Annotated in this window: 25 protein-coding genes, 1 tRNA gene and 2 pseudogenes; 16 read left to right on the top strand and 12 right to left on the bottom strand. The window is 52.0% G+C overall.

Annotated features, from left to right (window positions below):
* Positions 1–49: 49 nt before the first annotated feature.
* Both K3T83_RS05980 and K3T83_RS57845 read left to right on the top strand, forming a co-directional pair.
* Positions 50–481, top strand: a complete 432-nt coding sequence (locus tag K3T83_RS05980; protein WP_220202065.1) for a group I intron-associated PD-(D/E)XK endonuclease — start codon at positions 50–52, stop codon at positions 479–481.
* Positions 481–930 (top strand): annotated as a pseudogene (locus K3T83_RS57845) (group I intron-associated PD-(D/E)XK endonuclease). The gene K3T83_RS05980 and the pseudogene K3T83_RS57845 overlap by 1 nt, the downstream one beginning before the upstream one ends.
* Before the next feature lie 61 nt (positions 931–991).
* On the opposite strand, the gene K3T83_RS05965 reads toward K3T83_RS57845, so the two are convergent.
* Both K3T83_RS05965 and K3T83_RS05960 read right to left on the bottom strand, forming a co-directional pair.
* A tRNA-Thr gene (locus tag K3T83_RS05965) sits at positions 992–1,063 on the bottom strand.
* Positions 1,064–1,182: 119 nt separating this feature from the next.
* Entirely contained in the window at positions 1,183–2,337 is a 1,155-nt protein-coding gene (locus K3T83_RS05960; protein WP_220202062.1) for a TDT family transporter, read from the bottom strand.
* Positions 2,338–2,730: 393 nt separating this feature from the next.
* Between K3T83_RS05960 and K3T83_RS05955 the strand changes: the two genes are divergently transcribed.
* From K3T83_RS05955 to K3T83_RS05940, 4 genes are all read left to right on the top strand, one after another.
* Positions 2,731–4,023, top strand: coding sequence for an MFS transporter (locus tag K3T83_RS05955; RefSeq protein WP_220202061.1), 1,293 nt, complete (start codon positions 2,731–2,733; stop codon positions 4,021–4,023).
* 98 nt (positions 4,024–4,121) lie between these two features.
* Positions 4,122–5,408: an ATP-binding protein gene (locus tag K3T83_RS05950; RefSeq protein ID WP_220202060.1), complete on the top strand. Its 1,287-nt coding sequence runs from the start codon at positions 4,122–4,124 to the stop codon at positions 5,406–5,408.
* Between the two features lie 32 nt (positions 5,409–5,440).
* Entirely contained in the window at positions 5,441–6,868 is a 1,428-nt protein-coding gene (locus K3T83_RS05945) for a LuxR C-terminal-related transcriptional regulator (protein ID WP_220202059.1), read from the top strand.
* Between the two features lie 249 nt (positions 6,869–7,117).
* A complete protein-coding gene (locus tag K3T83_RS05940) occupies positions 7,118–8,626 on the top strand; it encodes an alpha/beta hydrolase family protein (RefSeq protein ID WP_220202058.1) in 1,509 nt (502 codons plus the stop codon).
* 134 nt (positions 8,627–8,760) lie between these two features.
* Here the strand turns inward: K3T83_RS05940 and K3T83_RS05935 are convergent, their stop codons facing one another.
* From K3T83_RS05935 to K3T83_RS57840, 3 genes and pseudogenes are all read right to left on the bottom strand, one after another.
* On the bottom strand, positions 8,761–9,624 hold the full coding sequence (locus K3T83_RS05935) for a PhzF family phenazine biosynthesis protein (RefSeq protein ID WP_220202057.1): 864 nt from the start codon (positions 9,622–9,624) through the stop codon (positions 8,761–8,763).
* Entirely contained in the window at positions 9,621–9,962 is a 342-nt protein-coding gene (locus K3T83_RS05930) for an ArsR/SmtB family transcription factor (protein ID WP_220202056.1), read from the bottom strand. Before K3T83_RS05930 ends, K3T83_RS05935 begins: the two co-directional genes overlap by 4 nt.
* 86 nt (positions 9,963–10,048) lie before the next feature.
* Positions 10,049–10,135 (bottom strand): annotated as a pseudogene (locus tag K3T83_RS57840) (helix-turn-helix domain-containing protein); the annotation flags it as partial.
* A gap of 176 nt (positions 10,136–10,311) precedes the next feature.
* Between K3T83_RS57840 and K3T83_RS05920 the strand changes: the two are divergent.
* On the top strand, positions 10,312–11,508 hold the full coding sequence (locus K3T83_RS05920) for a substrate-binding domain-containing protein (protein ID WP_220202054.1): 1,197 nt from the start codon (positions 10,312–10,314) through the stop codon (positions 11,506–11,508).
* Between the two features lie 8 nt (positions 11,509–11,516).
* Here the strand turns inward: K3T83_RS05920 and K3T83_RS05915 are convergent, their stop codons facing one another.
* The 6 genes from K3T83_RS05915 to K3T83_RS05890 form a co-directional block, all read right to left on the bottom strand.
* Positions 11,517–11,732: a hypothetical protein gene (locus K3T83_RS05915; protein WP_220202053.1), complete on the bottom strand. Its 216-nt coding sequence runs from the start codon at positions 11,730–11,732 to the stop codon at positions 11,517–11,519.
* A gap of 210 nt (positions 11,733–11,942) precedes the next feature.
* Complete coding sequence (locus K3T83_RS05910; RefSeq protein WP_220202052.1) at positions 11,943–13,295, bottom strand: alkaline phosphatase family protein; 1,353 nt, start codon at positions 13,293–13,295, stop codon at positions 11,943–11,945.
* 577 nt (positions 13,296–13,872) lie between these two features.
* Positions 13,873–14,619, bottom strand: coding sequence for an SDR family NAD(P)-dependent oxidoreductase (locus K3T83_RS05905; protein WP_373324585.1), 747 nt, complete (start codon positions 14,617–14,619; stop codon positions 13,873–13,875).
* A gap of 151 nt (positions 14,620–14,770) precedes the next feature.
* A complete protein-coding gene (locus tag K3T83_RS05900; protein WP_220202050.1) occupies positions 14,771–15,172 on the bottom strand; it encodes a nitroreductase family deazaflavin-dependent oxidoreductase in 402 nt (133 codons plus the stop codon).
* A gap of 30 nt (positions 15,173–15,202) precedes the next feature.
* Positions 15,203–16,240 carry a WD40/YVTN/BNR-like repeat-containing protein gene (locus tag K3T83_RS05895; RefSeq protein ID WP_220202049.1) on the bottom strand — a complete coding sequence of 346 codons (1,038 nt, stop codon included), beginning with the start codon at positions 16,238–16,240 and terminating at the stop codon, positions 15,203–15,205.
* A 208-nt stretch (positions 16,241–16,448) separates the two neighbouring features.
* A complete protein-coding gene (locus K3T83_RS05890; RefSeq protein ID WP_220202048.1) occupies positions 16,449–19,640 on the bottom strand; it encodes a winged helix-turn-helix domain-containing protein in 3,192 nt (1,063 codons plus the stop codon).
* 94 nt (positions 19,641–19,734) lie between these two features.
* On the opposite strand from K3T83_RS05890, the gene K3T83_RS57835 reads away from it, so the two are divergent.
* Complete coding sequence (locus K3T83_RS57835; RefSeq protein WP_220202047.1) at positions 19,735–20,037, top strand: TIR domain-containing protein; 303 nt, start codon at positions 19,735–19,737, stop codon at positions 20,035–20,037.
* Here K3T83_RS57835 and K3T83_RS57830 read toward each other — a convergent pair.
* Positions 20,034–20,156 carry a helix-turn-helix domain-containing protein gene (locus tag K3T83_RS57830; RefSeq protein ID WP_220208173.1) on the bottom strand — a complete coding sequence of 41 codons (123 nt, stop codon included), beginning with the start codon at positions 20,154–20,156 and terminating at the stop codon, positions 20,034–20,036. The genes K3T83_RS57835 and K3T83_RS57830 overlap by 4 nt on opposite strands.
* Positions 20,157–20,322: 166 nt before the next feature.
* On the opposite strand from K3T83_RS57830, the gene K3T83_RS05875 reads away from it, so the two are divergent.
* The 8 genes from K3T83_RS05875 to K3T83_RS05840 all read left to right on the top strand — a co-directional run bounded on the left by K3T83_RS05875 (position 20,323) and on the right by K3T83_RS05840 (position 26,644).
* Positions 20,323–20,709, top strand: coding sequence for a hypothetical protein (locus tag K3T83_RS05875; protein ID WP_220202046.1), 387 nt, complete (start codon positions 20,323–20,325; stop codon positions 20,707–20,709).
* A gap of 130 nt (positions 20,710–20,839) precedes the next feature.
* Complete coding sequence (locus K3T83_RS05870; protein ID WP_220202045.1) at positions 20,840–20,998, top strand: hypothetical protein; 159 nt, start codon at positions 20,840–20,842, stop codon at positions 20,996–20,998.
* Positions 20,999–21,250: 252 nt separating this feature from the next.
* The gene (locus K3T83_RS05865) at positions 21,251–21,526 is read left to right on the top strand and encodes a hypothetical protein (RefSeq protein ID WP_220202044.1); all 276 of its coding nucleotides are present in this window, start codon (positions 21,251–21,253) and stop codon (positions 21,524–21,526) included.
* A complete protein-coding gene (locus K3T83_RS05860; protein ID WP_220202043.1) occupies positions 21,523–22,065 on the top strand; it encodes a hypothetical protein in 543 nt (180 codons plus the stop codon). Before K3T83_RS05865 ends, K3T83_RS05860 begins: the two co-directional genes overlap by 4 nt.
* Before the next feature lie 119 nt (positions 22,066–22,184).
* Positions 22,185–22,715 (top strand): MauE/DoxX family redox-associated membrane protein, encoded by a 531-nt coding sequence (locus K3T83_RS05855; protein ID WP_220202042.1) that lies wholly within the window; start codon positions 22,185–22,187, stop codon positions 22,713–22,715.
* 35 nt (positions 22,716–22,750) lie between these two features.
* Entirely contained in the window at positions 22,751–23,344 is a 594-nt protein-coding gene (locus K3T83_RS05850; RefSeq protein ID WP_220202041.1) for a peroxiredoxin family protein, read from the top strand.
* Positions 23,345–23,799: 455 nt separating this feature from the next.
* The gene (lepB, locus tag K3T83_RS05845; protein WP_220202040.1) at positions 23,800–24,786 is read left to right on the top strand and encodes a signal peptidase I; all 987 of its coding nucleotides are present in this window, start codon (positions 23,800–23,802) and stop codon (positions 24,784–24,786) included.
* A 1-nt stretch (position 24,787) separates the two neighbouring features.
* Positions 24,788–26,644 carry an ABC transporter ATP-binding protein gene (locus K3T83_RS05840; RefSeq protein ID WP_220202039.1) on the top strand — a complete coding sequence of 619 codons (1,857 nt, stop codon included), beginning with the start codon at positions 24,788–24,790 and terminating at the stop codon, positions 26,642–26,644.
* Positions 26,645–26,679 lie beyond the last annotated feature (35 nt).

Genomic DNA, 26,679 nt, shown 5'->3' with positions numbered 1-26,679 from the left:
TGGTATGGGTTTGCTGAATTTGCAGATAGAAAGGTGATAGAGGTAGATAATGACTGATGTAAAACTCACTCTTAACATGATAGGGGAGAGAGCGCAAGGGGCAATAGTTGCTGAGGTAGTAAAGTACGGATACACAGTCCTCATTCCTTTTGGGGAAGCACACCGCTATGATATGGTTGTTGAAAAAGGGGGAAAATTCTTGCGGCTGCAATGTAAGGCGGGGCGATACAGTAATGGAGGGATTAATTTTAATACATGCAGTTCTAATTGGTATAACAAAACGAGGAAACGATATACTCGCGAAGAGATAGATTACTTCGCAGTGTATTGTGAGTATACCGAGAAGGTTTATTTGGTGCCTGTGGAGGAGGTAGGCGGCGTTGGTGGAACATTACGAGTTGAACCACCTGCTAATAATCAGACAAAAGGAGTGCGCTGGGCGGAGGATTTTGAGATGAGAAAAGTGATAGAGAGGGAATAATGGCTGTAATGCGTAATGGAGAAAACACTGCATGTCGTGGTCTGGTTGGTCAGACGATGATTCTTGCTAAATTGGTTGAGCTAGGCAAGGAGGTGCTACTTCCCTGGGGCGACCATCTTCGCTATGATCTTGCATATTGTGAAACAAATGATACAACTGGGATAGGTAAATTAATACGTGTTCAGTGCAAGGTTGGGTAGTTTTATGATGATGGAGCCGGTATCGAGTTCAATACGATGAGTGTACTTGTAAAGCCAGGAAGAGGCCATGTTCGTAGGGGATATCGAGGAGATGTAGAATATTTCGCCGTTTATTGTCCTGACAATGGCAAAATCTACTTTGCCCCTATTGATGATGTGCCTGATGGTTCAAAAGCTAAATTACGCCTGCGAATTCCCAAGAATAATCAACAACAGGGTATATTGTGGGCAAAATGTTATGAATTGTGATTAATTACAATAAAGACAAATGAAATGAATGAGGAATGTAGAGGAAAGAGAACATAAAAAAAGCCGGTAATCGGGTTTGAACCGATGGCCTGCTGTTTACGAAACAGCTGCTCTACCACTGAGCTATACCGGCTTGGTTTGTGGCTTTCGTCACATCCCTTAACGACTACGATTATACTTGTTGCGTTGCTTTCTGTCAAGCACTTTTGCGTTGGAATTTGTTCAGTGCCAACGGCGTGAAGACGGGACGGCCTACAACGGGTGGGGAACGTACGTTTGATTGCGAACGGTGTGCAGGAGATGGCGGGTAGTGGTGATAGTGACCAGCGCCCACAGACTCGCTAACAGTAGCAGGAGGGCACCGCCTGCAATCAGGAACAGTTGTGTCGGGACGTGCTGGTGCAGCGAATAGGTGCCGGTCGTCATCACTCCCACCGGATAGATGAACGACCACCAGCCCAGGTTAAACGGCAGGTGCTTGCGCGCGGCACGTAGCGTCACCAGTATCGCCAGGACAAGCCAGTAAATCCCAAATCCCCAGGAGAGCATGCCGTAAGCAATACCAGCTTTGTGCAATACATCGCCTAATAAGAGGAAATGCCCTCTAGCAGCATTGCCAAGAGCGATAGTGGCCGTTGCCGATTGTCCTAATGAGCCGATCACGATCCAGAACGTGGGGACAAACGATCCATGAGGAACGTTATGGTAGGTCAGCCGTGAGTAGAAAAGGACAATCACAATCGCGGCCAGCATCATACCTGTTCCCAGCAGCGCATAATTGAGTACCAGCATCTCTTTATGCAGCGCATCGGGCCAGTACGGGATCAGCAGCGAGCCGGGAACAGCTGCCCCGATCAATGGCGCGACCGGCAAAAGCCAGTTGCCGTAGGTATGCTCCGCGCTCAATTCATAGTGCGTAAACATAAAGTAAGGGATGGCTACGGCTGAGAACAGGCTTCCAGCCACACCACTTAACCAGAGGATGCGCGCGTAGAGCATGCAGAGCGAAGGATCGATCAACTGGGTGCCGATTAGCACAAATCCGCTTGCCACCGTGAAACAGGCCATAGGGGGCGTGCCCCAGTTTTGAGCATGGGAAAAGTGGCGCAGACTATCCTGTATGCGAGCTGGATAACAAACGCTCTGCAAGCCCCAGAGCAACAGCAGGGCGGCCAGCAAAACAACAGCCGTTATCCAGAGGCAGATAGCGAAGTTTTCAAGCCAGGGAAGATCTAAGGGGGAAGACACGATGCAGATTGCCAGAATACCAGTGCCCATCACACACGAAAACCAACTCGGATTCATATTATGTATACTGACACTCAACCAATAGGGGAACCTACGAAGCCGTCTCAATAGCTTTTGCACCAATGGCAAAGTAGAATGATAGTTGCGCCTCTCTCCCATCAAAGCCAGAATCTCCTTTTGTGTTGCCAAAGCATCTGGATAACACATGAGGGCCAAGCATACTATCAATAGTATGCTTGTGATACTACACTATTACCATAAAGTATACTGAGGCATCCAAAAAGCGTGGCATCTGCTTTCGTCTAAGAGCGACACGCTCTAATGAGATTGACCCGTCAGCTAGTAGTAGGCTTGATAGAAAGCTCTGAACGTTCTGAATCTTTGTGCATTTCTTCGAATGGTTGCTTATCTCTGCGAAGCAGTGATAGACTGATTGAAGATTTATGTTGTGTGAGAGAACAGCGGAAGCCGGTTGGGAAGATAGACTCAAATGCGCGTGGGGTGTATTGCGGCTTTTGGATGAGCTGAGCTGTGGAACGAAAGGAATATGTGATGAAGAGCAGAGAAATCGCTTCCCGGAGCTTGTGGCGAGATCGTGCTTTTCTTCTCTTTTGGTGTGGGCGGTCCATTTCCTTGCTAGGTACGGCTATGACGGCGGTCGTCTTTCCTCTGCTTGTTTATCGCATGACACACTCCCCTTTGCTGACGGCGCTCATCTCTGTCTGTGATATTGCTCCTTACCCCGTTTTTGCTCTCTTTGCCGGGACGCTGGCTGACCGGGTGAACCGCCGTCGCCTCATGATTACCTGCGATCTGGTGAATGCACTGTTGCTGGGCAGCATTCCCCTCTCTTCTCTCTTGCATGCCCTGACTCTTGCGCAGATCTATATCGTTGGCTTGCTTTCGGCTACAGCCTTTGTCTGGTTTGATGCCGCTAATTTCGGGGCCGTCCCCGCTCTGGTTGGGCGCAGACGTCTGATTGCCGCGAACAGTGCTCTTTGGACTGCATCAACGATGACCGATATTGTCGGCCCCTCTCTGGCCGGACTGTGCATAGTGTTGGTTGGACCTGCCATCACCATCAGTGCGGATTCTGCAAGTTATCTCCTCTCGGCACTTTCGCTGGCGTTGATCCCGCGTGCCTTTAACCAATTGCGCCACAGGGAGGGAACCAGGTCCTGGCTCAGATCCTCCATGAGTGATATCCGTGAAGGACTTCATTTTCTGTGGCAGCATGCACTGGTACGAACCTTGACCTTGTTGGGGATAGGCTGCGCACTGACCGCAGGGGCAGTCCAGGGCCTGTTGGTCGTGTATGGTATCCACGCGTTAGGTCTTACTACGACCGATCCCCGTATTGGACTCCTCTTTGGGGCTGGGGCGACAGGAGCGTTGGTCTCAAACCTGTTGTTGCCTGTATTGGTTAAGAATGTGGCGGTCGGGCGCATTACGATGGTTGGACTCCTCTTGAACTTGCTGTTGCTTGTTGCGGTGGCGTTGGCTCCCACCTTTCTCACAGGAATGCTCTGCTATGGACTCTGGCTGGGTTGCAATCATCTGGTGAATATCAACGGAATCTCACTGCGCCAGATCGTGACGCCCGATCATTTGCAGAGTAGGGTCAACGCTAGCGCGCGCATGGTGATGGTGGCGGCCAATCCTCTCGGGGCAGCGCTTGGCGGGATACTGGCTGAGCAAACCACAGTGCGCATCTCGCTGCTGATTATGGCTTCTGGCGTGGCATTAAGCCTCTTCTTGAGCTGGTTCTCCCCACTCTGGCTGGTGCAGACGCCGAAAGGGGTAGAGCAAGAGGAAAGAGGAGGCTCACATGCAATGCAGCCATAGATACAAGGATGCTCTTGTTCCGATAGCAGTTACAGGACATATGGTATACTGTCCTGTAACCTGTTTGAGGCTAACAGACTACTAATTGGGAAAGATGCATGAGCAACCAGAAGCAGGCACTGCCAGTAGTCCAAGAAAACATCCTGTTCTCCCAGAAAGATGGGCAAGTCAGTCAACTCACGGTGGGCACCCCTGCTTGGTATACCTGGTTGAACACAGCCCCAGCCTTCGCCTTCCGTAGTACAATAGGCACCTTTACGGCGCGTCGCGAACAGGCTGGACACAAACGTGGAGGTTGGTACTGGCGAGCCTACCGCAAACACAAGGGGAAGCTTTACCAGATCTACATGGGCAAAGCACAGGATCTCACGCTCGAACGGCTCAAGGACAGCGCCGCTCACCTCGCTGCATTGTGCATACCCGATTCAGAGCAGGCTTGCCACTCTGCAACAGGAATCGTGAAGCAGCCGACGAGAGATGTCCTATCCCCGGTGCCCAGCCAGTCTTTTCCCTCCACGCTTCCCTCTCCGCTCACCTCTTTCATTGGTCGAGAGCCTGAGATTGCCGCCGCTTCTGCCCTGCTCACTTACCCTCAGGTGCGACTGCTCACCCTGACCGGCACTGGTGGCGTGGGCAAGACGCGTCTGGCACTTGCTATCGCAGCCAGGATGTACAACGTGTTCCCTGATGGAGTCAGCTTTGTCTCGCTGGCAGATCTTCGCGATGCGAGCCTGGTTCTGCTCACCATTGCGCAAGCCCAGGGGCTGCAATGCACGGGTAGCCAATCTCTGGCCCTCTCGCTACAGGCGACGCTGTGGGAGAAACGCTGCCTGCTCGTGCTTGATAACTTCGAGCATGTGATGGAGGCTGCTCCGAGCCTGGTGCATTTGCTAGAGACCAGCCGGCATCTCAGGCTACTTGTCACGAGCCGGGAGGCGCTGCACGTGCGGGGCGAACACGAGTTTGTTGTGCAGCCACTGGCTTTGCCCGCGTCAGAGTGGTTGTCTGATACTGATGCACTTGTCCACTCCAGCGCGCTCGCGCTCTTCCTGGAGCGGGCGCGGGAGGTCCGGCCCACTATGGAGTTGAACGCGCTCACAATCAAGCAGATGACAGAGATCTGTCGGCACCTGGATGGTATACCTCTGGCGCTGGAATTAGCGGCGGCTCGACTCAAAGTGCTCTCGCTTCAGGCTCTCCTGGAGCGGCTTCCACATCGGCTCCATATCTTAACGGGGGGGCGCGCGATCTCCCTGCTCGCCAGCAGACCCTGCGCCAGACTATCGCCTGGAGCTACGATCCGCTCTCGGATGCGCAGAAGCGCCTCTTTCGCCTGCTGGCCGTCTTTGCGGGCGGCTGTACGCTCGAAGCGTTGGAGGCGATAGATGGCGGGCTAGGAGGCGAGCGCACACAGGTTTTGGACGAAGTAACGTCGCTGCTCGATAAGCACTTGCTCTACCAGAGTGAACAAGGTCATCATCCCCAGCGTTTGTTGTTGCATGAAACAATTCGCGAGTATGCCCTGGAAGCACTCGCCGCCCATCAGGAACTTGAAAGAGCGCGACAGGTCCACGCGGAGTATTATCTGGGACTGACGGAGCTCCACCTGAGAGGAGGAGAACTGTCCGCCTGGCTGAGGCAACTGGAATGCGAGCATGCTAATCTGCGTGCCGCCTTGCAGTGGGCGCGCGAGCAACCTGCAAGCGAGATGGCCCTACGCCTGGAGCGCGCCCTGTTTCGCTTCTGGGAGGGGCGTCACCGCCTTACGCACTCTCGGTTATCTGAGCAAGGTGCCTCGATGGAAAATCCGGTCGAGGCGCGCTTCACCTCTGTAGCCCTGGCACGCGCACAGGGAGATTGTAAGCAAAGCGGCAGAGGAGAGGCCGGTCGCCTCGCCAGATTACTCTATTTGCTTGGGATGATCGCTTGGATTATTGGTGACTTCGCCACAGCTCATATGTACACTGAGGAAGGATTGATGCAGGCGAGGGATGCGGCTGAGCAAATCACTCTTGCCTATCTGACCGATCTTAGCGGACAGATCGCCCTTGATCAGGGTGAGGACATAAGAGCACGGACGCTGCTGGAAGAAGGGCTTCTACTTCACCGTGAGGGGGGTGACAGACTTGGCGCTCTCAATGCTCTCTTCTTCCTGGGGCGGGCGCTCCTGGCTCTGGGCGAACGGGCCGAAGCACAGACATATACCCAGGAGCATCTCGCTCTCTCCAGAGCAATAGGCTACCGGCCTGGTATCATCAGTGCACTTAGCTTTCTCGCCCGCTTCGCCCTTGAAGAGGGGAAATTGGAGCAGGCCCAAAGGTTGTTCACCGAGAGTCTGGCGCTTCTGGACGAGGTGGACGAGAGCTTGCAGCTTGCCGTAGGGACGAACCTCCAGGGGATCGGTGTGACCCTCGCAATGCACGGGCGACTGATAGAAGCTGTTAAGTTGTGGGGGGCAGCCGAGTCCATCTGCCCTCTGCTACCGGAAGAGCGCGCCCTGGTAACGCGCGCGCGTCCAGCCGTGCGTGCCGAACTTGGAGAGGAAATGTTCGCCGCAGCGTGGGCCGAGGGGCAGGCCATGACCCTGGAACAGGCCAGAGCCTCAATGGAACACATAACATCTTCCAGCCAGCCTCAACAGCAGCCTCCCTTGCATGAGCTGACCGCGCGCGAGGAAGACGTGCTGCGGCTGGTCGCACGAGGACTGAGCGATGCCCAGGTAGCAGCAGCACTCGTCATCAGTCCACGCACGGTCAATGCTCATCTGCGTTCCATCTACAGAAAACTACAGATTTCCTCGCGCAACGCTGCAACCTATTTTGCGCTTGAACATGATCTGATCTAGAGGTGTTGCTTTCTCTTTCCCGCCAGACCTCATGGCAACTTCGCTGGATAACTTGTGCCTCCAACATTGCCATAGCTGTCGCAGAATACGTTCGATTGCCGATGTCTCTCCATGCTTATTCTGCTAGATTCTTAGCATCTCTGATGAAGACAAAAGATCGTTTCAAGTGTGCCGTGTGGAACTTCTCAAACTTCTCGGCACCTCTATTCCTGATGTAATGGAAATGGAGCGAAAATAAAGGAGAATAGGATGAGACCTCTTGAAATCCTGTTGACGATATGTGCCAATCTTATCGCATTTCTGGTAGTGGCAGTGCCACGGCTGCGCGCTGCTCGCTGGAGCGGGTATGTAATACTTATCACGTTCGTTCTGGCAGGGGTCCAGGTTCCGTTGGAGGGGCCACGATGGCAGATGGTTCCAGCGTATGTGTTGACGGCTCTCTTCGCGCTTGTGTGGGTAGTGCAGCGCTTTACGTCGCTGGGCAAAGGTGTCAAACAGGAACGAATGTGGAGAATAGTTGCGGGCTTGGTGTCCGTCCTGGCAATCATTGGCATGGCGCTCTCTGTAGCTCTTCCCATACTGCTACCTGTTTATTCTTTTCCTCGCCCCTCCGGCCCATACGGCATCGGGACCGTCACCTACCATTGGACGGACACCAGTCGGCGCGAGGTGTTTAGCTCCGACAAAAACAGGCATCGTGAGTTAATGGTGCAGGTGTGGTATCCAGCCAGGAAAGACGTATCATCCGCGCCTGCACCTTATATGTCAGATGCCGATACTGTGACGACAGCAATCGCGCGGCTGCAACGTTTTCCAGACTTCTTTCTCGACCACCTCAAATATGTGCCCACACATGCCGCTGTGACCGTCCCTGTAGCCGACAATAGCCCCCATTACCCGGTGCTCATCTTCCTTGAGGGACTCACTGGATTTCGCCAGATGAACACTTTTCAGGTTGAGGAACTGGTCTCGCATGGCTACATCGTCGTGGGCCTTGATCAACCAGGGGTAGCTGCATCGGTGGTGTTCCCAGATGGACATCAGGTAGCCGGACTCCCAAAAAAACAGATGCAGCCTCTATACAATCAGAGCCTCGATCCAGCCAAAGATGTCCCGCAATGGGAAGGCCAGACTTTCAAGGACGGAATTATCTCCTACTTTGCCCAGGATGTCAGTTTCACCCTCGATCAGCTTGCTGCTCTCAATAGGAGAGACCCACAGGGTCTACTGACCGGGAAACTGGATCTGGAGCATGCCGGGATCTTTGGCGTTTCATTCGGTGGCATGGTTGCCTCCCAGGCATGTGAAGCAGACTCACGCCTGACAGCTTGCCTGATGATGGATGTTGCGATGCCCGCCAACGTGGTCAAAAATGGCTTACGACAACCCGGCATGTGGATTACCCGCCCGGCCAGCACAATGCTGCTCGAAAGACAAAAAACTGGTGGCTGGCAAGGGCAGGAGATCGAGCAAACCCAGACCACTATGCGTGCAGTGTATAACCAGTTGACAGGCGATGGCTACTTTGTGCAGGTGCCCGGGATGTTTCACATTGATTGCACTGATCTTGACCTACTCTCACCACTATCCCCGGCCGTTGGCTTGGGAGGACCAATTGGGAGCCAGCGGGCACATGAGATCATCAATGCCTATTCGCTTGCGTTCTTTGACAAACATCTCAAGGGGAAATCGGAAGTGCTGCTTGAAGGATCATCGGTACACTATTCTGAAGTCATCTTTGAAAAGCGTAGGCCATAATCTGCTTCCGTCGTTTGTCTTCTTCGTTCTCTCACCGCACATCATAGGTGAGAGAACGAGCATTCTCAGTTGAGATGATCAATGCAATCTTCATGGCGAACTTTCCATTTGAGGCTATTTCTCTTGCATGAAGATTATGGTACGACCTGGAGTGTGCCACGCCCGATGAGAACAACGTCACCGCCGACTTTGACGCTTTGGACGATGTGATGTGTGCCCACTGGCTGCACACGCAAGGTACTCGGGCGACCAGTGAAACGCCCTTGATTTAAGATGAAAAGTTCACTACCTTGCACCAATCCGTGTTTGAGACAATAGGCGCCAATAGTGCCAGCCGCACTGCCGGTCGCTATATCTTCGATAAGACCATCATTGTTCCAATGCCGTATTTCAAGCGTTGCTGCGTCGAACAGGACCGCGAACTGGGCGTTCACCCTGTGCAAGAGGTCGGTGATGTCGTTGCGGATGCGGGCACCTTCAAGCGCGCCTTCCTTGACAGGGAGAATCAGGTAACGCAATCCCGTGCTGACGATCTCAAGTGGGAGATCTGGGTGGAGATCGTCTGAGCGCAGGTCAAACGTACGGGCGAAGAGGTCGCGTTCAGTGACCATGCCCAGGAAGTCAGGTGTGCCTTGATCGAGCCAACCAGTAAATCCGTACTCGGCCTGCTCGGTGGTAACACTCACGACCTTTCCAGGCAGTTCGATCTGCCAGGTCTGTGGTTCCGCACATCCTGAAGTAGCGTGCAGGGTAGCCCCTGCACCAATCACAGGGTGTCCTGCGAATGGTAACTCTTCAAACGCATCGAAAACACGAGCGCGCACCCTGTTCGCTTGATGCGTCGGCTCAAGAAAAATGGCTTCAAAATGGCGCAGCTCTTGGGTCAGACGGAGCATCTGTTCAGCTGTTAATCCGGAAGCATCTGGGAAGACGGGTAGGCTATTGCCACCGTATGGAGTGCGACTAAACACGTCCACGTGAAAGTACTCAAGGCTCATGGGATCTCCTTCAACAGGTGTGATTGGAGTTGCTGCAAGCAGTTCTCAAGAGCTTGCTCGTTGCGGCGATAGAATGTCCAGCCTTTCTTGCGTGTCGCCGAGAGCAGTCCAGCGTCAGTCAAAAGGGTGAGATGGCGTGAAGCGGTAGCCGCGCTAATACTCAGTTTCTCCCGAATGAAATCGGCGCAGACCCCGTCCTGGACAAGATCACCATCGATTTGCGGCGGAAAATGCGCGACGGGGTCTTTGAGCCACTCGAGGATCGTGAGCCGTGTTTCGCTGGCGAGTGTTTTAAGCAGACGCACCTGTTCCCGATTTTTTGTTTCGCTATTTAGCATAATGACTAAATACCATATCTAGATTGCACGTGTCAAGGAAATTCTCCGATGAGCGAACAACTGGACACAGGACAACTATCCCCAGGGGTGAGGGTGATTTGGCGCTTGCTGCGATCAAACAATCGTACCCCCAATTCCTCCTCCAACCTATGAATGATGCGCGTCATCGGAGGGAGTTGCTTATTCAAAACTCATATTAATTGCAACTGACTCATGCACTTTCTTATGAAGAATATCTCTTGTGAAAAAGGAACTCTTGAGATAAACTCGTTTATAATAAGGTAAGAGCTTTAAAGATAAAAAGGTAATTTCAAGTGACGTTTTGAGATAATAAAATGAGGAGAACATCATGCTAGAGAGAGTATTCCATAAGATTCAAGAATGGCGCTATGGTAATCTTGGAATGGCTCTAGCCGCTGGCGCTGCTATTTTTACATTAACATCAACAATACTTCAGGTTGCGGGTGTTTCTGGTAGTCCAATGATCTTTCTTCTTACGCTATATATCAGTTCAGTATTATTCTTTTCTGTTCTTTTCTCCCTTGTCAATTATCAATTCCAGAGAGAATTGCAACTGAGACGTAAAATCCATCAAACCTCTCATGTATTGATGGGTCGCCGCTCTCGTATCATTGGAGTGGTTGCACCAATTTCGTATTGGTCAACAGAATATTATGTCGATATAATAAAAGCTATACGAGATGCGGCTGAACGAGAGCAACAGCACATACGGCGAAAAATAATAATTTTAGATGTACCGCACGAAGAATTTAATGATGTGGAAGAAATTATGACTGATATCCTTATAAAGGATATTAGTGGACTCATCTCGATTAACATGAAAATGAGTCAACCAGTCAAGCAAAGCTTCTGTGATGCGGGGATTCCTATTATCAATATTGCTCATGAAGATAACAAATTGCCATCCGTATGTAGCATTGTGCATGACCCTACAGGACTTGAAGATGTATTCAAACACATCCTTCTAGAGAAGAAGAGTGTTTCTGCAATTTTGATTACAAAGGGGCTAGCGAACCCTTTTAAAGGTGTGAAAGTAGATGCTTATCGCAAAGGAAAACGGGATTTATTTACTCACATAGCGGTAAAAGCAGGATTGACCGTTCAACCGATAGTGAAACTTGATGCGATAGATGAGAAGCTTGATATATGCCCTGGGAATGCTTATATTGTGGAGGTTGACCACTATAGGTCACAAGATGGCTTTCTTCTTTTTGAGAAGTTGCCAGATTTTGTGCCGCCGAACACAGCTTTTATCTTTCTTGCCGATATTACAGCAGTGGGTTTTTTACTCGCGTGTCAAAGAAGTGGATTAAGTGCATTGGAACGCAAGTTTAGAGTTGCCGGTGTTGACAATACTGAGATAGCTGAATGGCTTGACTTAACATCAGTGGAAGCTCAACTTGATATCATCGGTCGATTGGCATACGAAAAGCTTCAGTTGGCGTTGGATCATCCCGATCAAATCTCCTATAGCTCTGAAGTGGTAAAGGGTTTGTGTATCATACGGGGATCGTCCAATTGGTGAGCACATACTCAACCAGTCTGGACCCATTGGAGGAGAGCCAAGAAACACAGGGCATGAATAGAGACGTGGGCGGTGAGTTTGCCCCGGGCACGTAACTCTTTTACCACCTCTCGACGAGAAAACGTGGTGATATGTGTGATCACTGTGCTGAGATTGGTATGGCCCAAAGTAAGTGCGAACCGTGTTCCCTGTCCCACAGCGGAGAAAGTCACATCGTTGCCCATCGAGGAGATCCATGAATGCTGCCTCGTCTTAGGGAACTGCTCGCCGTGTCGTAGAGAGAGGCAGAGGCATCAGGCGATCTTCTGTTCTGTTCGTGCCAGGAGCGTCTTTGCTAAATCCGAGGATCGCCTTCAATGCCTCCGAGTGCCACATAGCGCTTCAAGATATGGTCGGTGCTCTTACATTGGTGAGGTGAAACGTCCTGTTCCAGTTTATGGGCAATATTTCAATGTCGGCGGCGGGTTGTTTGTGGCAGGGTCCAGTTCTTCGGCGAGGTTATCAATGCTTGAGAGAGTATCTCTTCCCCCAAGTGACCCGACTCCAAGCCCGAAAATATGCTCGGCAAACTGGAGAACGCTGGAGAATTCCAATCGCACATGGCTGATGTGGGGATGACCCGTATTATCTGTTGCCTTGGCAAAGGGGGAAATGATGAGGAACGGCACACGAAACCCTTCCCCAAGTTTATCGACTGTGGGTGGTCGAACATGATCATACAATCCGCCAAAATCATCCCATGCGACGACAATGAGTGTCTGCGACCATTGGGTAGGATTGCTTGCTATGGCTTTGATTCTATCCATGGTCCAGTTCTGGCCCTCACAGGAACCATTCCCGCTCTTGCTTCCTGGGTGTTCGGTTTTAGCATTAGGAGGAACCACCCAGGAGAATTGGGGAAGGGTTCCGCTTTTTGCTGTCATATCGAACTGGTTGAAGCTTGTGTCTGCGATAATGTTGGGTGAGAGGTAATCCTTCTTAAACGCGTCTAATGCGTTCAACGTATAGCCCGGATCTCCTTTCGCGGGAGTGAAGTAGTTCCAGGTGATGTGCCGCTCATCCATCCTATCTGCAAGCGTCTTGAACTTAAAGCAAGGAAAGACCGAGGGAGCGTCGAAGAGTTCTACCCTTGTGGCAGGGTCCGCATCGCATCCCCAACTCAGTAACCCTTTCTGGAACTGCGGGTTCGCAATCGCACTATGCTTGATATCTGGCCCTGAAGCCGCTGCGACGGTGTAGAGGTGATTAGGGAAACTTGGCCCCATGAACGATGAGAAACCGTTATCGTTGAGAACAAAGTTCTTTGCGAGTTCCCAATACCCTGGAATCAGCGATGAGCGCGCCGCTATATAACATGGATGGGACGAGCTATCACAGTTTGGGCTTTTTGACCCGATATTGAAAGCGTCCATTTTCCCGTTGTCGTAATCGATGACTGCAGCGTCCCTCTCATGCTTGAAATTGGGAGGGTTGTCAGGAGCCTTGTCCAGGGCAATCGATTTGCTCTTGTTGCACGTGTGGCCCGCGTTGTCGTAATCCGTGCAGATCAATCCCTTCGTGGCTCCATACGGAGAGGGTTCAAACCTCCCAAAATACGAATCAAAGGTATGGTTCTCCTTGATTATAAAGACAATATGCTTGATCTTCGTACTCCAATCAAATAATGGGTTCGCTGGTGCAGAATGTGCTATTGCCTCCCGCTCGGCTCCTATGAGTCCTAGCAGAAGTGAACTCAGAAGCAAACCGTTGCAGAGAGGCTGTATAAGCCTTGTACGTTTGGTAGACATAGTCACGACACCCTTTCTTTGTCCTTTTTTTCAATACTACTATTCGGTCGTTTGCGTCAGCTCCATGAATGGCACTTGTTCAATATTTCCGGCAAGTAGTTGTGGAATGAGTATGACCTGAGCGGCTGTGTGAAGTGCTCTGAGGTAACTGTTGGAGAACAGAAGAAGAGGAGAGAAGGAAATGAGAAATGGTGCCGACTCGCTGGAACGGCCTTGATGCTTATAGAGCATCGCCAGATTGTTGAGGGTGCCCGCTGTATCAGGATGGTTGGCTCCTAACTGCCCATGGGTTGCGCAACGAGATCACCTCATCAAGTAGTAAGCGAAATCATGGGAATATCACCTTACCTAAAAATGACGAATTGTTCATAGGATTAAGAGCATGGAGACCCGGTTCGCCGGATCTCCACATCATTCATCGCTCAATACTTCTGCGTACTACTCTTGTTCGGACTCTCCCTTACCGAACTGGAGACGCTCATCTCTTCTCTGGTGCTTCCCCGGAGGGTAGGCAGGATGAGAGGTGCCACAGAGAGTTGAGATCTGGTTCCCCCGCGCTGCGTGCGGCATCGGTTGGTTACGCCCCGTAGCCACCATCGACGTTCAGTACCGTACCAGTAATGTAGGAGGCAGCCGGACTCGCCAGGAAGATGATCCCAGCCGCGATCTCCTCGGGTCGGCCATAGCGACCGAGAGCCACGCCCGCCGTAGCTGTAGGTGCAAAGTCACTGGTGGCCGGGTTCATGTCGGTGTCGATTGCACCGGCCTGTAGGACGTTAACGGTGATGTTCCTCGGCCCAAGATCCCGCGCTGCTCCTTTGGTATAGCCGACAATGGCTGCTTTGGTTGCAGCGTAGTCGGCCATGCCCACGGTACCAACACGTGTGCCGATCACGGAGCCAACCGTGATGATCCGGCCTCCGTTTTCCATTACCTTCACTGCTGCGCGGATGGCAGCTACCACGCCGCCGAAGTTGATGGCATGTTGCCGCTTGAAATCGTCGATAATGTTCTCTGGATTGTCGATCAGACCAGAGACGGCGATGCCTGCGTTGTTGACCAGAATATCAAGATGGCCGAAGCGTTCAACGACTGCCCTGATCAGGCCCTCAACCTGAGAGGGATCAGCCTGATCAGCCCTGAAAGCCGCTGTGCGGACGCCCTTGCCTTCAAGTTCGCAGACAATCGCTCTAGCCTTCGCGCCCGAGTTCACGTAGCTCATGGCGACATCTGCGCCCTCTTCAGCGAGCGCACGAGCTGTTGCTGCGCCGATGCCGCGTGATCCGCCTGTGACTAACGCAACCTTCCCTGTAAGTGTTTCCATCGTAATACGTCTCTTTATGCTAAAAACGCTTCTTGTCAAAAAATTCGTCTTACTGCACAAACAACAGGAGTTTCCTTGTCGTTTTTTGCACACCAGATGGCCGTGTACCTGATTGGCCTCCTGGGAGTGCTCAACATGATCTCCTGTCCTTTTAGCGGAGCAGAGCGACCGCTGGAATCCGACGAGTCGTCTTCGCCTCATATTCGGCGTACCCAGGGGAGAGCGCTACTTGCCTGGCGTAGAGCTGATCCCTCTCCTCATCCATGATGACGGTGGCGGTCACGTTGAAGGTCTCGGTTCCGACCTCAACGGTTGCTTGTGGGTGAGCCACCAAATTATGATACCAGGCAGGATTGGTTGTAGCGCCCGCGTTAGAAGCGAAGACGATCAGACGATCGCCATCGGACAGGTACGTCAGTGGTGTGGTGTGCCTCTGGCCGCTCTGCGCACCAGTTGTGGTAAGCAGGAGCAGCGGCGCGCCTTCAAACATTCCGCCAACCTTGCCTCCGTTTGTACGAAACTCTTCAATAATGGGTGTGTTCCAATCGCTCATATCTCTGATTGTCCTTTCAAGAAAATGCTGCTATTCTGGCACGACAACAATGGCATGTGCGCGCCCAAAGTGCGTACCAGCAGGCCAGGGGATCGGGAGTGCTTCCCAACTCAAACCACTATCGGTCGAGCGGAAAACACCGTGATTATTGGCCGCGTAAAAAACACCGGGTTCTGCCTCATGTGAGGTCAGGACCGATGCCAGTGATCCACGCGCTGGAGGCAAGCCATCGCTCACCATGTGCCAGGAACTTCCACTAGAACGACGATAAATGACTGCTTCGGGCGTGAAAAGATTATGGGCTTGCTGGGGGCCGTGAGCCGCAGAGATTACCACCGTCTCAGGATTCCCCGGATCAACCGCGATACTCCAGAGATAGTGGTGGGCAAGTCCGCCGTTGGGTCGAAACCAGGTTTCTCCTGCATTATCGCTTTGCACAAAACCAGTCCCAGGCTGGTCAGATCCGTCGCCCGAGGCTGAATACAGACGATTGGGTGCGAGCTGGGGCAGCGCTAGAGTGTGAGTATCAAGCGGCCCGTTCGGCGTGCGATCTTCCCAGGTCTGACCGTAGTCCAGGCTTCGTACCAACGCACCTGCTTCTATCGCAGCGAAGACGCGACCGGCGACCAGCGGATCAGGGGCAATCCAGCGAATATGCGAGATCCAGGGACGTGGAGGGAAGCGCCAGGTGGATGCTGAAGGAAGTGCGAGCAGGGCTGTAAGCTCTTGCCAGGACTTCCCTTGATCCTCAGAACGAAACAGCGTGCTCGGCTCCGTCCCTGCATAGACAATCCCCGAGCCGTTTGCTTGATCGAGTCCACTGACAGCCACAGCGGTCACTTGCCCAGATGGAATGCCTTCACCCGTCTTTTCCCAGGTTGTACCCGCATCAGTGCTTTGCCAGAGCCCCTGATAGGTGGTGCCACAGTAGACATATTGTGGATGCAGCGGATCGACCGCCAGACATTCTGGATAGCTTTTGGTCAGATGAAAGCTTACCTCCCATTCACCGTTGCGCCGGCGCGCAACGGCCAGACCCTTGTCGAAAGCAGTATAAAGGATGGTCACGTGTACCCTTTTCTCCTTCTGAAATTGCGCAGAGGGAAAAATCCCCTCGCGCGAGGAAAGAAACGTTTGAAAGAAATGTTTGTATGTTCATGCCACTAGTTTAGTGTGAGCCTCGATGAACCCGCATCATCCGTGGAGATGATTGGATGCATGATTGCGGAAAGGGGAGCACGTGTGTTGGGGAAGGCAAGCAGACTGAGCTGAACCGCTAAACCAACCGGAGCCGGCGCGCAACCTCGGAAGCCTCCGCGCGGCTATGGACGCCAAGCTTGCGATAGATACTCTGGACCTGAGTCCGCACCGTATTCACAGAGACGACCAGTTCTTGCGCAATATCGGCGTTGGAGCGACGAGAGACAAGTTGGCGGAGGACGCGCAACTCTTGCCGGCTTATCGGCTCAAGGAGGAGAGTGTCAGGCATTCCTGGAGAGTCTGGAAAGGCATGCAGGATGGACTGAAGATCAGCGAGCAAGAGCTTCTCGTGTGCAAAAGGAAGGAGGGAACGCAGAAGGGTCGCCATAGCTTCCCCTTCATCCAAAAAGAGGCGGAGATAGCCCTCGGCACGGGTCTGTGTCAGTAGTTCTTGGAGCACATGTCGAGCCTCCGCACTCTGCTTCCGTTCAGCATAGACCAGCGCGAGGAGTACCTGCGCCTCAAAGATGCTCTGCCGGCGTCCGGCTTCCTCTGCACAGACTCGCACGTGTTGCAGGAGTTGAAGTGCCTCCTCTTCTCTACCCTGGACAAGATGCCAGCGGACCATCATCAGCGCTTCCCGCTCAGACGAGAACGGGAACTGCGACCCTCTGGATGGACCGAGATCAGCGACCCAACGCTGCACAAACGCCTGGTCACCGCTTGCCAGCGCGAGGCGTGCCCGCAAGGTCAAAATATCTCGGGAAAACGGCTGCGCATGATCAGGCAAGGTGGCAGGTATTCTGGCAAGAAGCGTGGTCAAGCGCCGGCAGGCCGTTGCCGTTTCTCCTTGTGCATGTTGCGCCCGCGCCAGCAGGAAAGTAGCGTGGATTTCATGCAACTCATGTCCGAGAGACTGGCCGATCGCCAGCACCTCTTCTGCCTGCTGTTGGGCCGCTTCTAGCTCATTACGTTCATAGGCGATGCGTGCCAAACCAAGCAACGCATATCCCATATCATCACGGTTCATGCGCTCCCTGGCCTCGCCAAGCGCTCTCTGATAATATTCGGCGGCGCGGTACAACTCTCCCTGCTCGAAAAATACTGTAGCCAGCATATTCGTAGTTGCATGTTTAAAATACTGGTTGTGTATCTCCTCGCACAATGCGGCGGCCTCCCCTAGCAGACGGCGAGCTTCATCTACCTGCCCATAATAGAGGAGCTCAGCCTTACCCGCCACGCTCAAACTCAGGCCGCGCCAGGCCTGTTGTTCCGCTGACAGCCAGACAAGCGCTTGTCTGGCAGAGGAGGCTGCCTGCACGGCTTCATCTTGTCTCCAAGAAACCAGGGAGCGGAAGGCGAAGACCTCCCCCAGTCTCGGCAGATTGTGCTCCGCGCGATAGTGCTCTTCCGCCATCTGCAAGAACTTCTCAAGCAGCGTCTGCGTGGTTTGAGGCAGCCGCCAGGTGACAACTACGAACAAGAGCGCTGTTGCATATCCCAGACAGAGGACAGGATGCTGCTGGAGCACACGCTCAGGGATCTGTTCCAACCAGTGATACTGAGTGTGATATTCGTTGGCCTGCGGGTACGTGTGTGGTTCCTCCAGAATGCGTTCAATCAGGGTCGCGGCTCGGTCGTAGTCCTGCGCATGGAGAGCGAACTCGACCGCTTCCGCGTGCAGGCTCTGTACCTCGTACCAGTGGCTGGCGCGGGAGGAGAGGACACGTAACGCATCTTCTCCCAGGCGCCGCCGCGCTTCGGCTCGCATCGCTTCGGCAAAAAGTCCATGGTAGCGATACCATTGTCGCTCCATTCGGAAGGCATGAGCCCCGGCATTATCCAGCGGCTCCAAAAAAAGGTTCGCACGTTCCAACCTTTCAAGAACGTGCTCGCTGTCGTGTGCTCCTGTCACAGCATCGCAAAGTGAACCCGTCAGGCGACCAAGCACACTTGTCTGGAGTAAGAAGCGTTGCACTGGCTCTGGCTGAATGTCGAGCACCTCCGCGAGGAAATATTCTTGCAGGGCACGCTGATTGCCTGCGAATGCTCTGAGAAAAGGCTCAATCTCCGTAGAAGCGGTTCTTCCCTGAAAAGTGAGCAATAGCATGCGCAGTCCGGCTACCCATCCTTCCAGGTGGGTGTTGATCTGTTGGGTGATCTCCGGGACCAACGCAACAGCCATCGTTTGCTGGAGAAAGGCTGCCGTCTCCTCCGGCGAAAAGCGCAATGCAGAGGTACGCACCTCGTAGAGTTCGTTGCGAGCACGCAACCGTGCCAGGGGAAAAGGAGGATCACTGCGCGTGAGAAGTATCACATGGATACCGGCGGGAAGATGACCCAGAAAAAAGGTCATCGTTTCTTGAATCTGTGGGGAAGTGATCATATGGTAATCATCCAAAAGGAGGAGTCCTCCCTCTTCACACTGCGCCAGTGCGTTGAGAAAGGCTGCAAGAGCTGTTTCAGTGAGCGATGACTCAAAAGGCGGTTGTGGGATGGTATGTAGCAAGGCCAGGGCCTCGTGTGCCAGGTTGTCACGGAAAACCTGACAGGCAGTCATCAAATAGCGCCAGAAGCGCACTGGATCGTTATCACGCGCGTCCAGAGAAACCCAGGCAACTGGTGGAACATGCTGCTTGTCTCGCTCAGCCACCCATTGGCGCACCAGTGTGGTTTTCCCAAAACCCGCAGGGGCAGACACGAGCGTGAGTCTGTGCTCTAATCCGCAATCAAGCAGAGCCAGTAATCGTTCCCGCGAGACCAGCGAGGGGTGTAATGTGGGCAATTGGAACTTGGAGGTGAGCAGGGGAGCATGAAGAGGAGATGAGAGATTTTTAGGACTCTGGTGGGATTGGTCTGCCACTTGCCAATCCCTTTGTTCGCTTGCGTGACCGGCCTCTCCATCTGGCACATCATGCCGAACCTGTCTTGTCTGCTCAGGCGTGCGGAGAAGCTCTCTCGCTGTCCACTCCAGACGTGCAAAGGTCAGATCAGCCGGGCGCCCGACATATTTCTTCACCGTGCGTTTTCCCAGGTGTCGATAGGCGTACCAGTACCCGTCTCCTCCACGCGCTCGCGTTTCTTTGAGCAGCGTGAGATGTCCTTCTCTTCCTCGAAAAGAGAAAGATGTGTGCGAAGCCAGCCACTCTCTCCATGTATCAGTCTCCTCACGCAAAATACACAACCTCGTGTGTTTCTCGTCACGCCAGAAATACTTCTGTTCTTCTTGTAACCAGATCAATGCAGTTTGTGTTGTTTTTGCCATCATGTTTCCCTGAAAAGTATAGAGAAAGATACGTTCCCCAACAACGCTTCAGAAAGTATACCCTCTGGCAAGAGCATCATGCAAATATTCCCCAACAGTGACTGACATTGATGCAGGAACAGAATGGGAAAAAGAGATTCATCGCCGTCTCAACACCTCTCACGTCATCCTTTTACTTGTCAGCCCTGACTTTATGGCTTTTGAGTATTGTTATAGTACCGAAATGACGCAGGCAATGAAGCGACACGAGAGTGGTGAGGCACAGGTTATTCCGAACCCCTACAGGCTCACATCTGTAAATTCCAATGTTATCAGGCTCTTATACAAGGTCACTCATTCCTTCTCAGAATCATCGAACTTGCGCACGAGCCTGATAATAGGATACAGAAAGACCAACTAGGAAAATCTTGCGGTTTTGCGATAGGTTCCTGGTGTCACCTGGTAGTGGCGCTTAAACTGCTGAATGAAGTGGGATTGATCAAAAAAGCCCGTTTCACTGGCTACATAAGGAGGAAAGATGTGGGAAAGATGTGGGAGTTATTCATGGTTTCCAGGCAGGCGGGGAACTATACTTGCTTCAGTTTATGCACATGTCTGGCACCTGCCAGGGAGATGGCAGGTGAACCGAGCCTACTTTTCCAATAAAGGAAAGCCAGGCAAGCAAAGAAAGAAAAGGAGAAAATCGATGAAACCAAAGGGTCCTGTCGTTCTCATTGTGGCGGCTGTCCTGCTTGCCACCCTCAGCGTGCTGAGCCTGATCCCCATGCCAGAGGTCCCCGATGGTCCTCCGCCAGTCGTCATCTACGGAACCTATGTGCTGGGAGTAATCGGGCTGATCGCGGTGGTGGGTCTCTGGCTTGCCAAACGCTGGGGCATGATTCTGACCATTATCGTCTCGGCACTCAGTGCTCTTTCGGCAGCTCCCGGTCTCGTGTTTGCGCCGACAATGGAGCTGAAGGTTGCCGCGATGGTAGGAGTCGTTTTAAGTATTGTGCTGATCGTGCTCGTGTTGCTTCCCTCGGCGCGGAAGGCATATCGGCACGATGCTGAACAGGCAAGCATTGCACGCTGAGGAGATAGGTGTTTTAGACCTTCATCAAGACGGACAAGGGATGTTCTCTTGAATTACATCTTTTCCTCGAAATATGGAATATTTCGAGGAAGTCTCACTCCCATCTGAAGTATGAGAAAAGAGGTTTTCCATGCCTATTCCACTGATGCTCATAGAATCTATGGTGCTTGCCAGCGTTCCCATCGTCGTTATGAGTCTTCCCATCATGGCAGTACTTTTTTTGGATTTCCAGGTTGATACAACCCTCCAGACAAGCGACGTGCTTCGTCACTTGTCGTTGCAGTCGTGATGACCATTCTGGCCATTATCGCGATCATTATGAATCTGTTCTCAAGCATCTTTCAGCTAAACCCTTTACTCCTCGGCCTGCCCCTTCGCGGAGATCGTTTGGGGGGAGATTGCTCCTCCTGATTCTGCTGCTTCTCCTGGTCGGTGGAGGTCTGACATACGTGGCTATGTATGGATGACGGGTCGTGCCCAGCGCACCTCATCCACAGACCAGACATCAGGAAACTCGGCGCCATCGCAGGTGACCAGCGCCGTGAGCACTACGACAGCAGCGGCGGACCCGGCGACGACCTCTGCCCTCAACTTGAACGTGACGTACTCAAGCATCGCAATCACCATTACCAGTCTTGAAAAGACGGGCAGTGTGGTGCGGGTGCATCTCAAAGAAACCAACACGACAGGCAAGCATGTGGGCTATATCTACAATGATGTCGCTCGCCTGATCGAACCCGATGGGAGCAGTCTCCCACTAAAAAACTATCAGTTTTTCGGGCCGCCAGGTTTTTATCCAAAGGGAATTCAATCATGACTGATGATCTTCCTCCATCCCACTCGTCTCTGCATGATGCTTTAGAACAGCAGGAAGGGACTGAACCATCACTGCTCATCACGGGTCCATTGTCAGATGCTGGACGCGCCGTGCGCCTGAGAAGGCGGCTCATAGGCAGTGTTTCGCTGACGGCTGGACTCATCCTCTTGCTTGCGTTTTTTCTGTCCTGGTTAGGCGCGAGTACTAGCTGCGAACGAGGCTCATGCGCCGGGGCGTTTCCCCTTTTTCCAGCCAGCGCTTCAGGTTTTGACATTGCAGGGCCAGGGATCACTTCCTCGATGGAGATCTGTCTGCATGAACAGGCTCAGCTGATCTGTTACCCTAAATCCCTCGTCGAAACTTTTCAGGTGCAACTGTTATGGGGAATGCTAGTAGTGAGCGTGGCACTTCTTGTTCTGCCACTGCTTATGCGGCTGGGCGCGAGGGTTGCCAGGCACGCTTGCAGAAGGATTATAGGCAGTTTCTGGCTAGCTCTGTTCATCGAGGTGATCTACCTGCCGCAATGCATCAGAAGTTAACCAATCTTAGTATGTATTCCATATGTAGAATAGATGTATACAACATGTTATAGGCATTTTCCCCTCTTCACAGATATACTTCCCACATGGCGTCATCTCCTGGAAGGTAGGTTTAGAACTTGGTTATTTGCTATATTCTGGCGTTCTGTCGCGTGACGATTGGACTGGTCTTCGCGATTTCGAGTTTCGGCAAAGTGCGCAACATCCAGAAATTCAAACAGGCTATTCTTCATTTTCAACTTCTTCCATCGTACCTGAGCTATCCGTTAGCCGTACTCTTCCTGAGCGGAGAATTAGCTGTGGTTCTCTTCGTCATAATTGGCGACCCTCTCCTCCTCCCTGGTTTTGCCCTGGCTACGCTTCTGCTGCTCATCTTTTGCGGCGCGCTGGTATCTGTATTAGTGAGGAGGATGCAAACCGCCTGTAACTGCTTTGGGTCGAGCGAGAAGAATGTCTCGTATGCAGATCTCTGGCGAAATCTAGGCTTTATTCTCTGTGCATCTCTTGGTTATGAGACATTGATCTGGACGCAAGGCACGCCAGTGAGACTGGGGGGCGTCGAATGGCTACTGGCCTCGCTGGGAGCACTCGTGTTCGTATTGATCTGGATAGAGCTTGGAGAGATTGTCCAACTCTTTCGCCCAAATTGAAATATCGCTTCAGATAGAGAAAAAAGGAGAAACCAGTGGAAACCGTTCTGGTCGTGAGTTCTGTCTTGCTCTGGCTGGTGGTATTGTGCAATCTCTTGCTGACGCTAGTTCTGGTGAGGCGAGTCAATACCAATGGGTCAAAAACAAATGCGCTCGCTACGGGGGGATTGGATCAAAATACCCCGGCCCCCGATTTTAGCGCCGAGACTCTCAATGGTAATAGAGCCAATCTATCAACATTTACTGACGCTGGTAAGCAAGTTGCATTCATCTTTATTTCTACTCACTGTGAACCCTGCCGCGAGGTTCTGGCTATGCTCAAAGAGCAAGACACCAAAGCGGCTGTTCCATCTGGAACCGAACTGGTCTTCGTTAGCGGTGATGAACGAGAGCCTACCGAGGCTATGGTAGAAGAACTTCAGGTCGATTGGCCGGTATTAATTGCACCACGTAACACGAATAGTTTCTTCTCCGATTATAAGATCTCCGCAACGCCTTCCTATTGTCTCATCAATGCTCAAGGGGAGGTTCAGGCTACTGGCATTGCCAGCAATCAGCGCAAAGTATGGAAGGCTGTCGTCAATACCTGGACTAGCGATGATCTTTCTACTATCGGTGAAAGGAGGTAAAGCGTATAGCCCTTTCCCTGAAATGCTCATTTTGAACGAAGCCACGCATTCTACTTCATCCATACATATGTGAAAGGAGCACAAAAAGTGCATACATTTACCGATTCTATCCTGAATACTATTGATCGTGTCTGCAATCGGCTTAGCCCACTGAGTTCTCTTGTTGATGTGGTTACTGAACATTTGCTTCCTCATACTGCTGTGCAGGCATGTAGTGGCTACCTTTGCTACGCCGACTGTACTTCGCTTAAATGCCAACATGTGATGTCTTACAATCAATATTGGTCATCTACAGCGTCTCGATGTGCGGCAGGCGAGATCTCGTGTACATCTATTTCTTGTCTTTGTTGACCATTACTGCTGTACATTTTTCCTGCATTCACATAATGGTACGCTCAGTGGCAGCGAGCTTCTGCCACTGAGCGTACCATTCCGCAGCACTTAAAGAGGGACTGATGGTTATGCTTGCATCTCTGTTGACTCTATGTTGGTTCCTACTCCCTGCCGTCTCTTTACTGACTCTCATGCGCATCTGCTTGCTGGTCGCTACTGTCCAGGGCGATAGCATGGCTCCTACACTATTGTCAGGAGAACGTGTGCTTGCCTGGCGATTCTTGCCCATGCTTCGACTCCGTGAAGGACAAATTGTTCTGGTCGCGCAAGAACGACAGGCTCGAACTGTTCCCTATATCAAGCGCATCATCGCACTTGAGGGCGAGATATGCACCACCAGCCCTTGCGCAGAAAGAGAAACAGATGAACCGACCAATGGAGGTTTCAAGGAAAAAACCTGGCATATTCCTCCAGGCCACGTCTTTGTCTGTGGAGATGACCAGGCAAGCAGCATTGATTCACGTATATGGGGACCACTACCCAGACGGCGTATTCTGGGAATTGTCTTGATGAAACTCCCAGGCCGGACCCTTTCCCCACCCTCAAATCACGTTAAGGCTCTTCCTCAACAGGGGCCACAACGCGGAAAACAGGCACCACCGTTTCAGGCACACACCATGAACGATACCTGTGTCACTCAGCATACGTATCGCGGAGAGGCCATACTGCTGATTTTTATTGGAAGAGATTATGCATCACGCAGGAGTATGCCTACCTATCAAACCTTCTTTAACAACTTGAGTCCTCTGGGTATAAAGGGAGTCTTTGTTTGTAACGCTGATAAAGAAGATATACTACCATTTTCTATCGAAATGCAGGTTACTCGGCCTTTCCTTATCGCTCCTGGCAAGCGGAATCCTTTCTTCAAGGATTACCAGATAGATATTGTGCCCGCGTATTGTCTCATTGATGAGAAGGGGCTTGTGCGTGCTACTGGCCCTGCATCTCTGGCCCTTTTCTCAAATGTTGCGAATGTTGCCCACTATATGGGCTTCACGTCTGAGAGGATATCCAATACTCTCATGTTGGACGGGGCAAAGGAGCAATAATATGTTCCTGCAAGTCAAAAAGAAGGCTAAGATCAGGCGTTGGATAAGCAGTAAGCAAGATACGGTGAAAGCAATGGGACAGATGAGCGTCCTGGCTCTGCGTGCGCAGCCTCTTTGCTTTTTTGCCCTTATGCTACTGCAATGTCTTCAGGGTGTATTTCCACTAGCCACTGCCTGGGTAATGAAGACCTTATTTGATCTACTCGGACAGAGCTTGCAAGGCCATGTTTCCCCTGTCCTTATGCAGCACCTGTGGGTAGTTCTCGCTATTCAGGCCCTGGTTCTTGTCTGTAGCGGGATCATCAGCCCTGCGAGCCAGTATTTTAATGCGGAGTTAACACGCAAACTCACTATGACGATGAAATGTGATATATATCGTAAGATCAACAGTATTGTCGGTCTGGCGTACTTTGAGGACCCTGAATTTCATGATACAATCCAGGCGGCATCCAATAGCGTTCAAATCGGCCCACTTCAGGCACTAGGCACCTTTACCTCATTGGTGCAAGGAACGATTACGCTCCTCTCCTTCCTGGGTGTGCTCATTGCATTCAACCCCTTGTTGACTGGCATTATTATGTTTGCCGTCATTCCTCAGTTGTATGTGCAGTTTAAACTCAGTAATAAACGCTTCGACCTCGTTATGATGAATAGTCCAGAAGAGCGCCGTGCCTCCTATTATAGTCAGATACTTTCCCTTACACAATACATTAAAGAACTGCGTCTCTTCAACGCGGGCGACTATTTTCTGCGCAAGTTTATAGCCACAACCGAAGAAATATATCGGGGACAGCGCAGCGAACAACTGCATGCATTATGCTGGCAACTCTTGCTTGCCCTGCTGGCAGGCGTGGTCTCCACCCTGGCCTTTATCGTCGTGGTCATGCAGACCTTTTCAGGATGGCTTAGCTTGGGCGATGTTGCCCTCTACGCCAGCGCGATTGCCAGCGTTCAAGCCGCTCTGACCAACCTTGTTTTTGCTCTATCTCGTAGTAATGATAGTGTGCTCTTTTTCAGCCAGTACACGAAATTACTCTCCCTGGAGCAGCCCTTTGCTGTGAGCAAGACTCGACGGGCAGTGCGACCACTCACATCCGGTATCACGCTGCGCGACGTTTCCTTTCGCTATAGCAAACAACACTCCTGGGTCTTGCGACATATTAATTTCTTTCTGCCTGCACATCAATGCCTGGCGCTTGTGGGACTTAATGGTTCTGGTAAGACCACACTCGTCAAACTGCTTACCCGTCTTTACGATCCAACCGAGGGGCAGATTCTCTGGGATGGCATCGATATTCGCGAGTTCGATCCTTCGGAGTTACGTCGGCACATGAGCGCAATATTCCAGGACTTCTCGCGTTACGACCTGAGTGTGCAGGAAAATATCGGTCTGGGCGATAGAGAACGGATCGAGGACCTGAACGCTATTCAGAAGGCGGCTATGAAGGCGGGAATCCATGAACGCGTCGAAGCCTTGCCACGAGGCTATCAGAGCATCCTCAGCAAATGGTTGGCCCCCAGGGACGAGGGCATAGATTTTTCAGGGGGCGAATGGCAAAAGCTAGCCGTGGCCCGTATGTTCATGAGGGATGCTGAGATGCTGATTCTCGATGAGCCAACGGCGGCACTGGATGTCGAGTCAGAATATGCCCTCTACCAGCACTTTAAGGGGTTAATGCAAGGTCATACGTGTCTCTTGATCACCCACCGCTTCAGCACAGTCCGCATGGCCGATTGCATCGCTGTCCTGGAGAACGGCTGTATCACAGAAGTTGGCACACACACAGAACTGCTTGCGCACGGGCAAACCTACGCGCAGTTCTACACAATGCAAGCCGAAAGCTATAAGGACGTTTGATGCATACCCTGATGATAAGTAACTTCTTCTCCGTC

The sequence above is a fragment of the Reticulibacter mediterranei genome (assembly GCF_016587455.1).
Note: the sequence above shows the minus strand (reverse complement) of the source record. Positions and strands in the feature narration are given on the sequence as shown.

Excerpts from the sequence above, each read along its gene's own strand:
- K3T83_RS05980 (WP_220202065.1), top strand. The coding sequence starts at position 50 with ATGACTGATGTAAAACTCACTCTTAACATGATAGGGGAGAGAGCGCAA.
- K3T83_RS05960 (WP_220202062.1), bottom strand. The coding sequence starts at position 2,337 with ATGGGAGAGAGGCGCAACTATCATTCTACTTTGCCATTGGTGCAAAAG.
- K3T83_RS05955 (WP_220202061.1), top strand. The coding sequence starts at position 2,731 with ATGAAGAGCAGAGAAATCGCTTCCCGGAGCTTGTGGCGAGATCGTGCT.
- K3T83_RS05950 (WP_220202060.1), top strand. The coding sequence starts at position 4,122 with ATGAGCAACCAGAAGCAGGCACTGCCAGTAGTCCAAGAAAACATCCTG.
- K3T83_RS05940 (WP_220202058.1), top strand. The coding sequence starts at position 7,118 with ATGAGACCTCTTGAAATCCTGTTGACGATATGTGCCAATCTTATCGCA.
- K3T83_RS05935 (WP_220202057.1), bottom strand. The coding sequence starts at position 9,624 with ATGAGCCTTGAGTACTTTCACGTGGACGTGTTTAGTCGCACTCCATAC.
- K3T83_RS05930 (WP_220202056.1), bottom strand. The coding sequence starts at position 9,962 with ATGCTAAATAGCGAAACAAAAAATCGGGAACAGGTGCGTCTGCTTAAA.
- K3T83_RS05920 (WP_220202054.1), top strand. The coding sequence starts at position 10,312 with ATGCTAGAGAGAGTATTCCATAAGATTCAAGAATGGCGCTATGGTAAT.
- K3T83_RS05915 (WP_220202053.1), bottom strand. The coding sequence starts at position 11,732 with ATGGGCAACGATGTGACTTTCTCCGCTGTGGGACAGGGAACACGGTTC.
- K3T83_RS05910 (WP_220202052.1), bottom strand. The coding sequence starts at position 13,295 with ATGTCTACCAAACGTACAAGGCTTATACAGCCTCTCTGCAACGGTTTG.
- K3T83_RS05905 (WP_373324585.1), bottom strand. The coding sequence starts at position 14,619 with ATGGAAACACTTACAGGGAAGGTTGCGTTAGTCACAGGCGGATCACGC.
- K3T83_RS05900 (WP_220202050.1), bottom strand. The coding sequence starts at position 15,172 with ATGAGCGATTGGAACACACCCATTATTGAAGAGTTTCGTACAAACGGA.
- K3T83_RS05890 (WP_220202048.1), bottom strand. The coding sequence starts at position 19,640 with ATGATGGCAAAAACAACACAAACTGCATTGATCTGGTTACAAGAAGAA.
- K3T83_RS05875 (WP_220202046.1), top strand. The coding sequence starts at position 20,323 with ATGAAACCAAAGGGTCCTGTCGTTCTCATTGTGGCGGCTGTCCTGCTT.
- K3T83_RS05870 (WP_220202045.1), top strand. The coding sequence starts at position 20,840 with ATGCCTATTCCACTGATGCTCATAGAATCTATGGTGCTTGCCAGCGTT.
- K3T83_RS05860 (WP_220202043.1), top strand. The coding sequence starts at position 21,523 with ATGACTGATGATCTTCCTCCATCCCACTCGTCTCTGCATGATGCTTTA.
- lepB (WP_220202040.1), top strand. The coding sequence starts at position 23,800 with ATGGTTATGCTTGCATCTCTGTTGACTCTATGTTGGTTCCTACTCCCT.
- K3T83_RS05840 (WP_220202039.1), top strand. The coding sequence starts at position 24,788 with ATGTTCCTGCAAGTCAAAAAGAAGGCTAAGATCAGGCGTTGGATAAGC.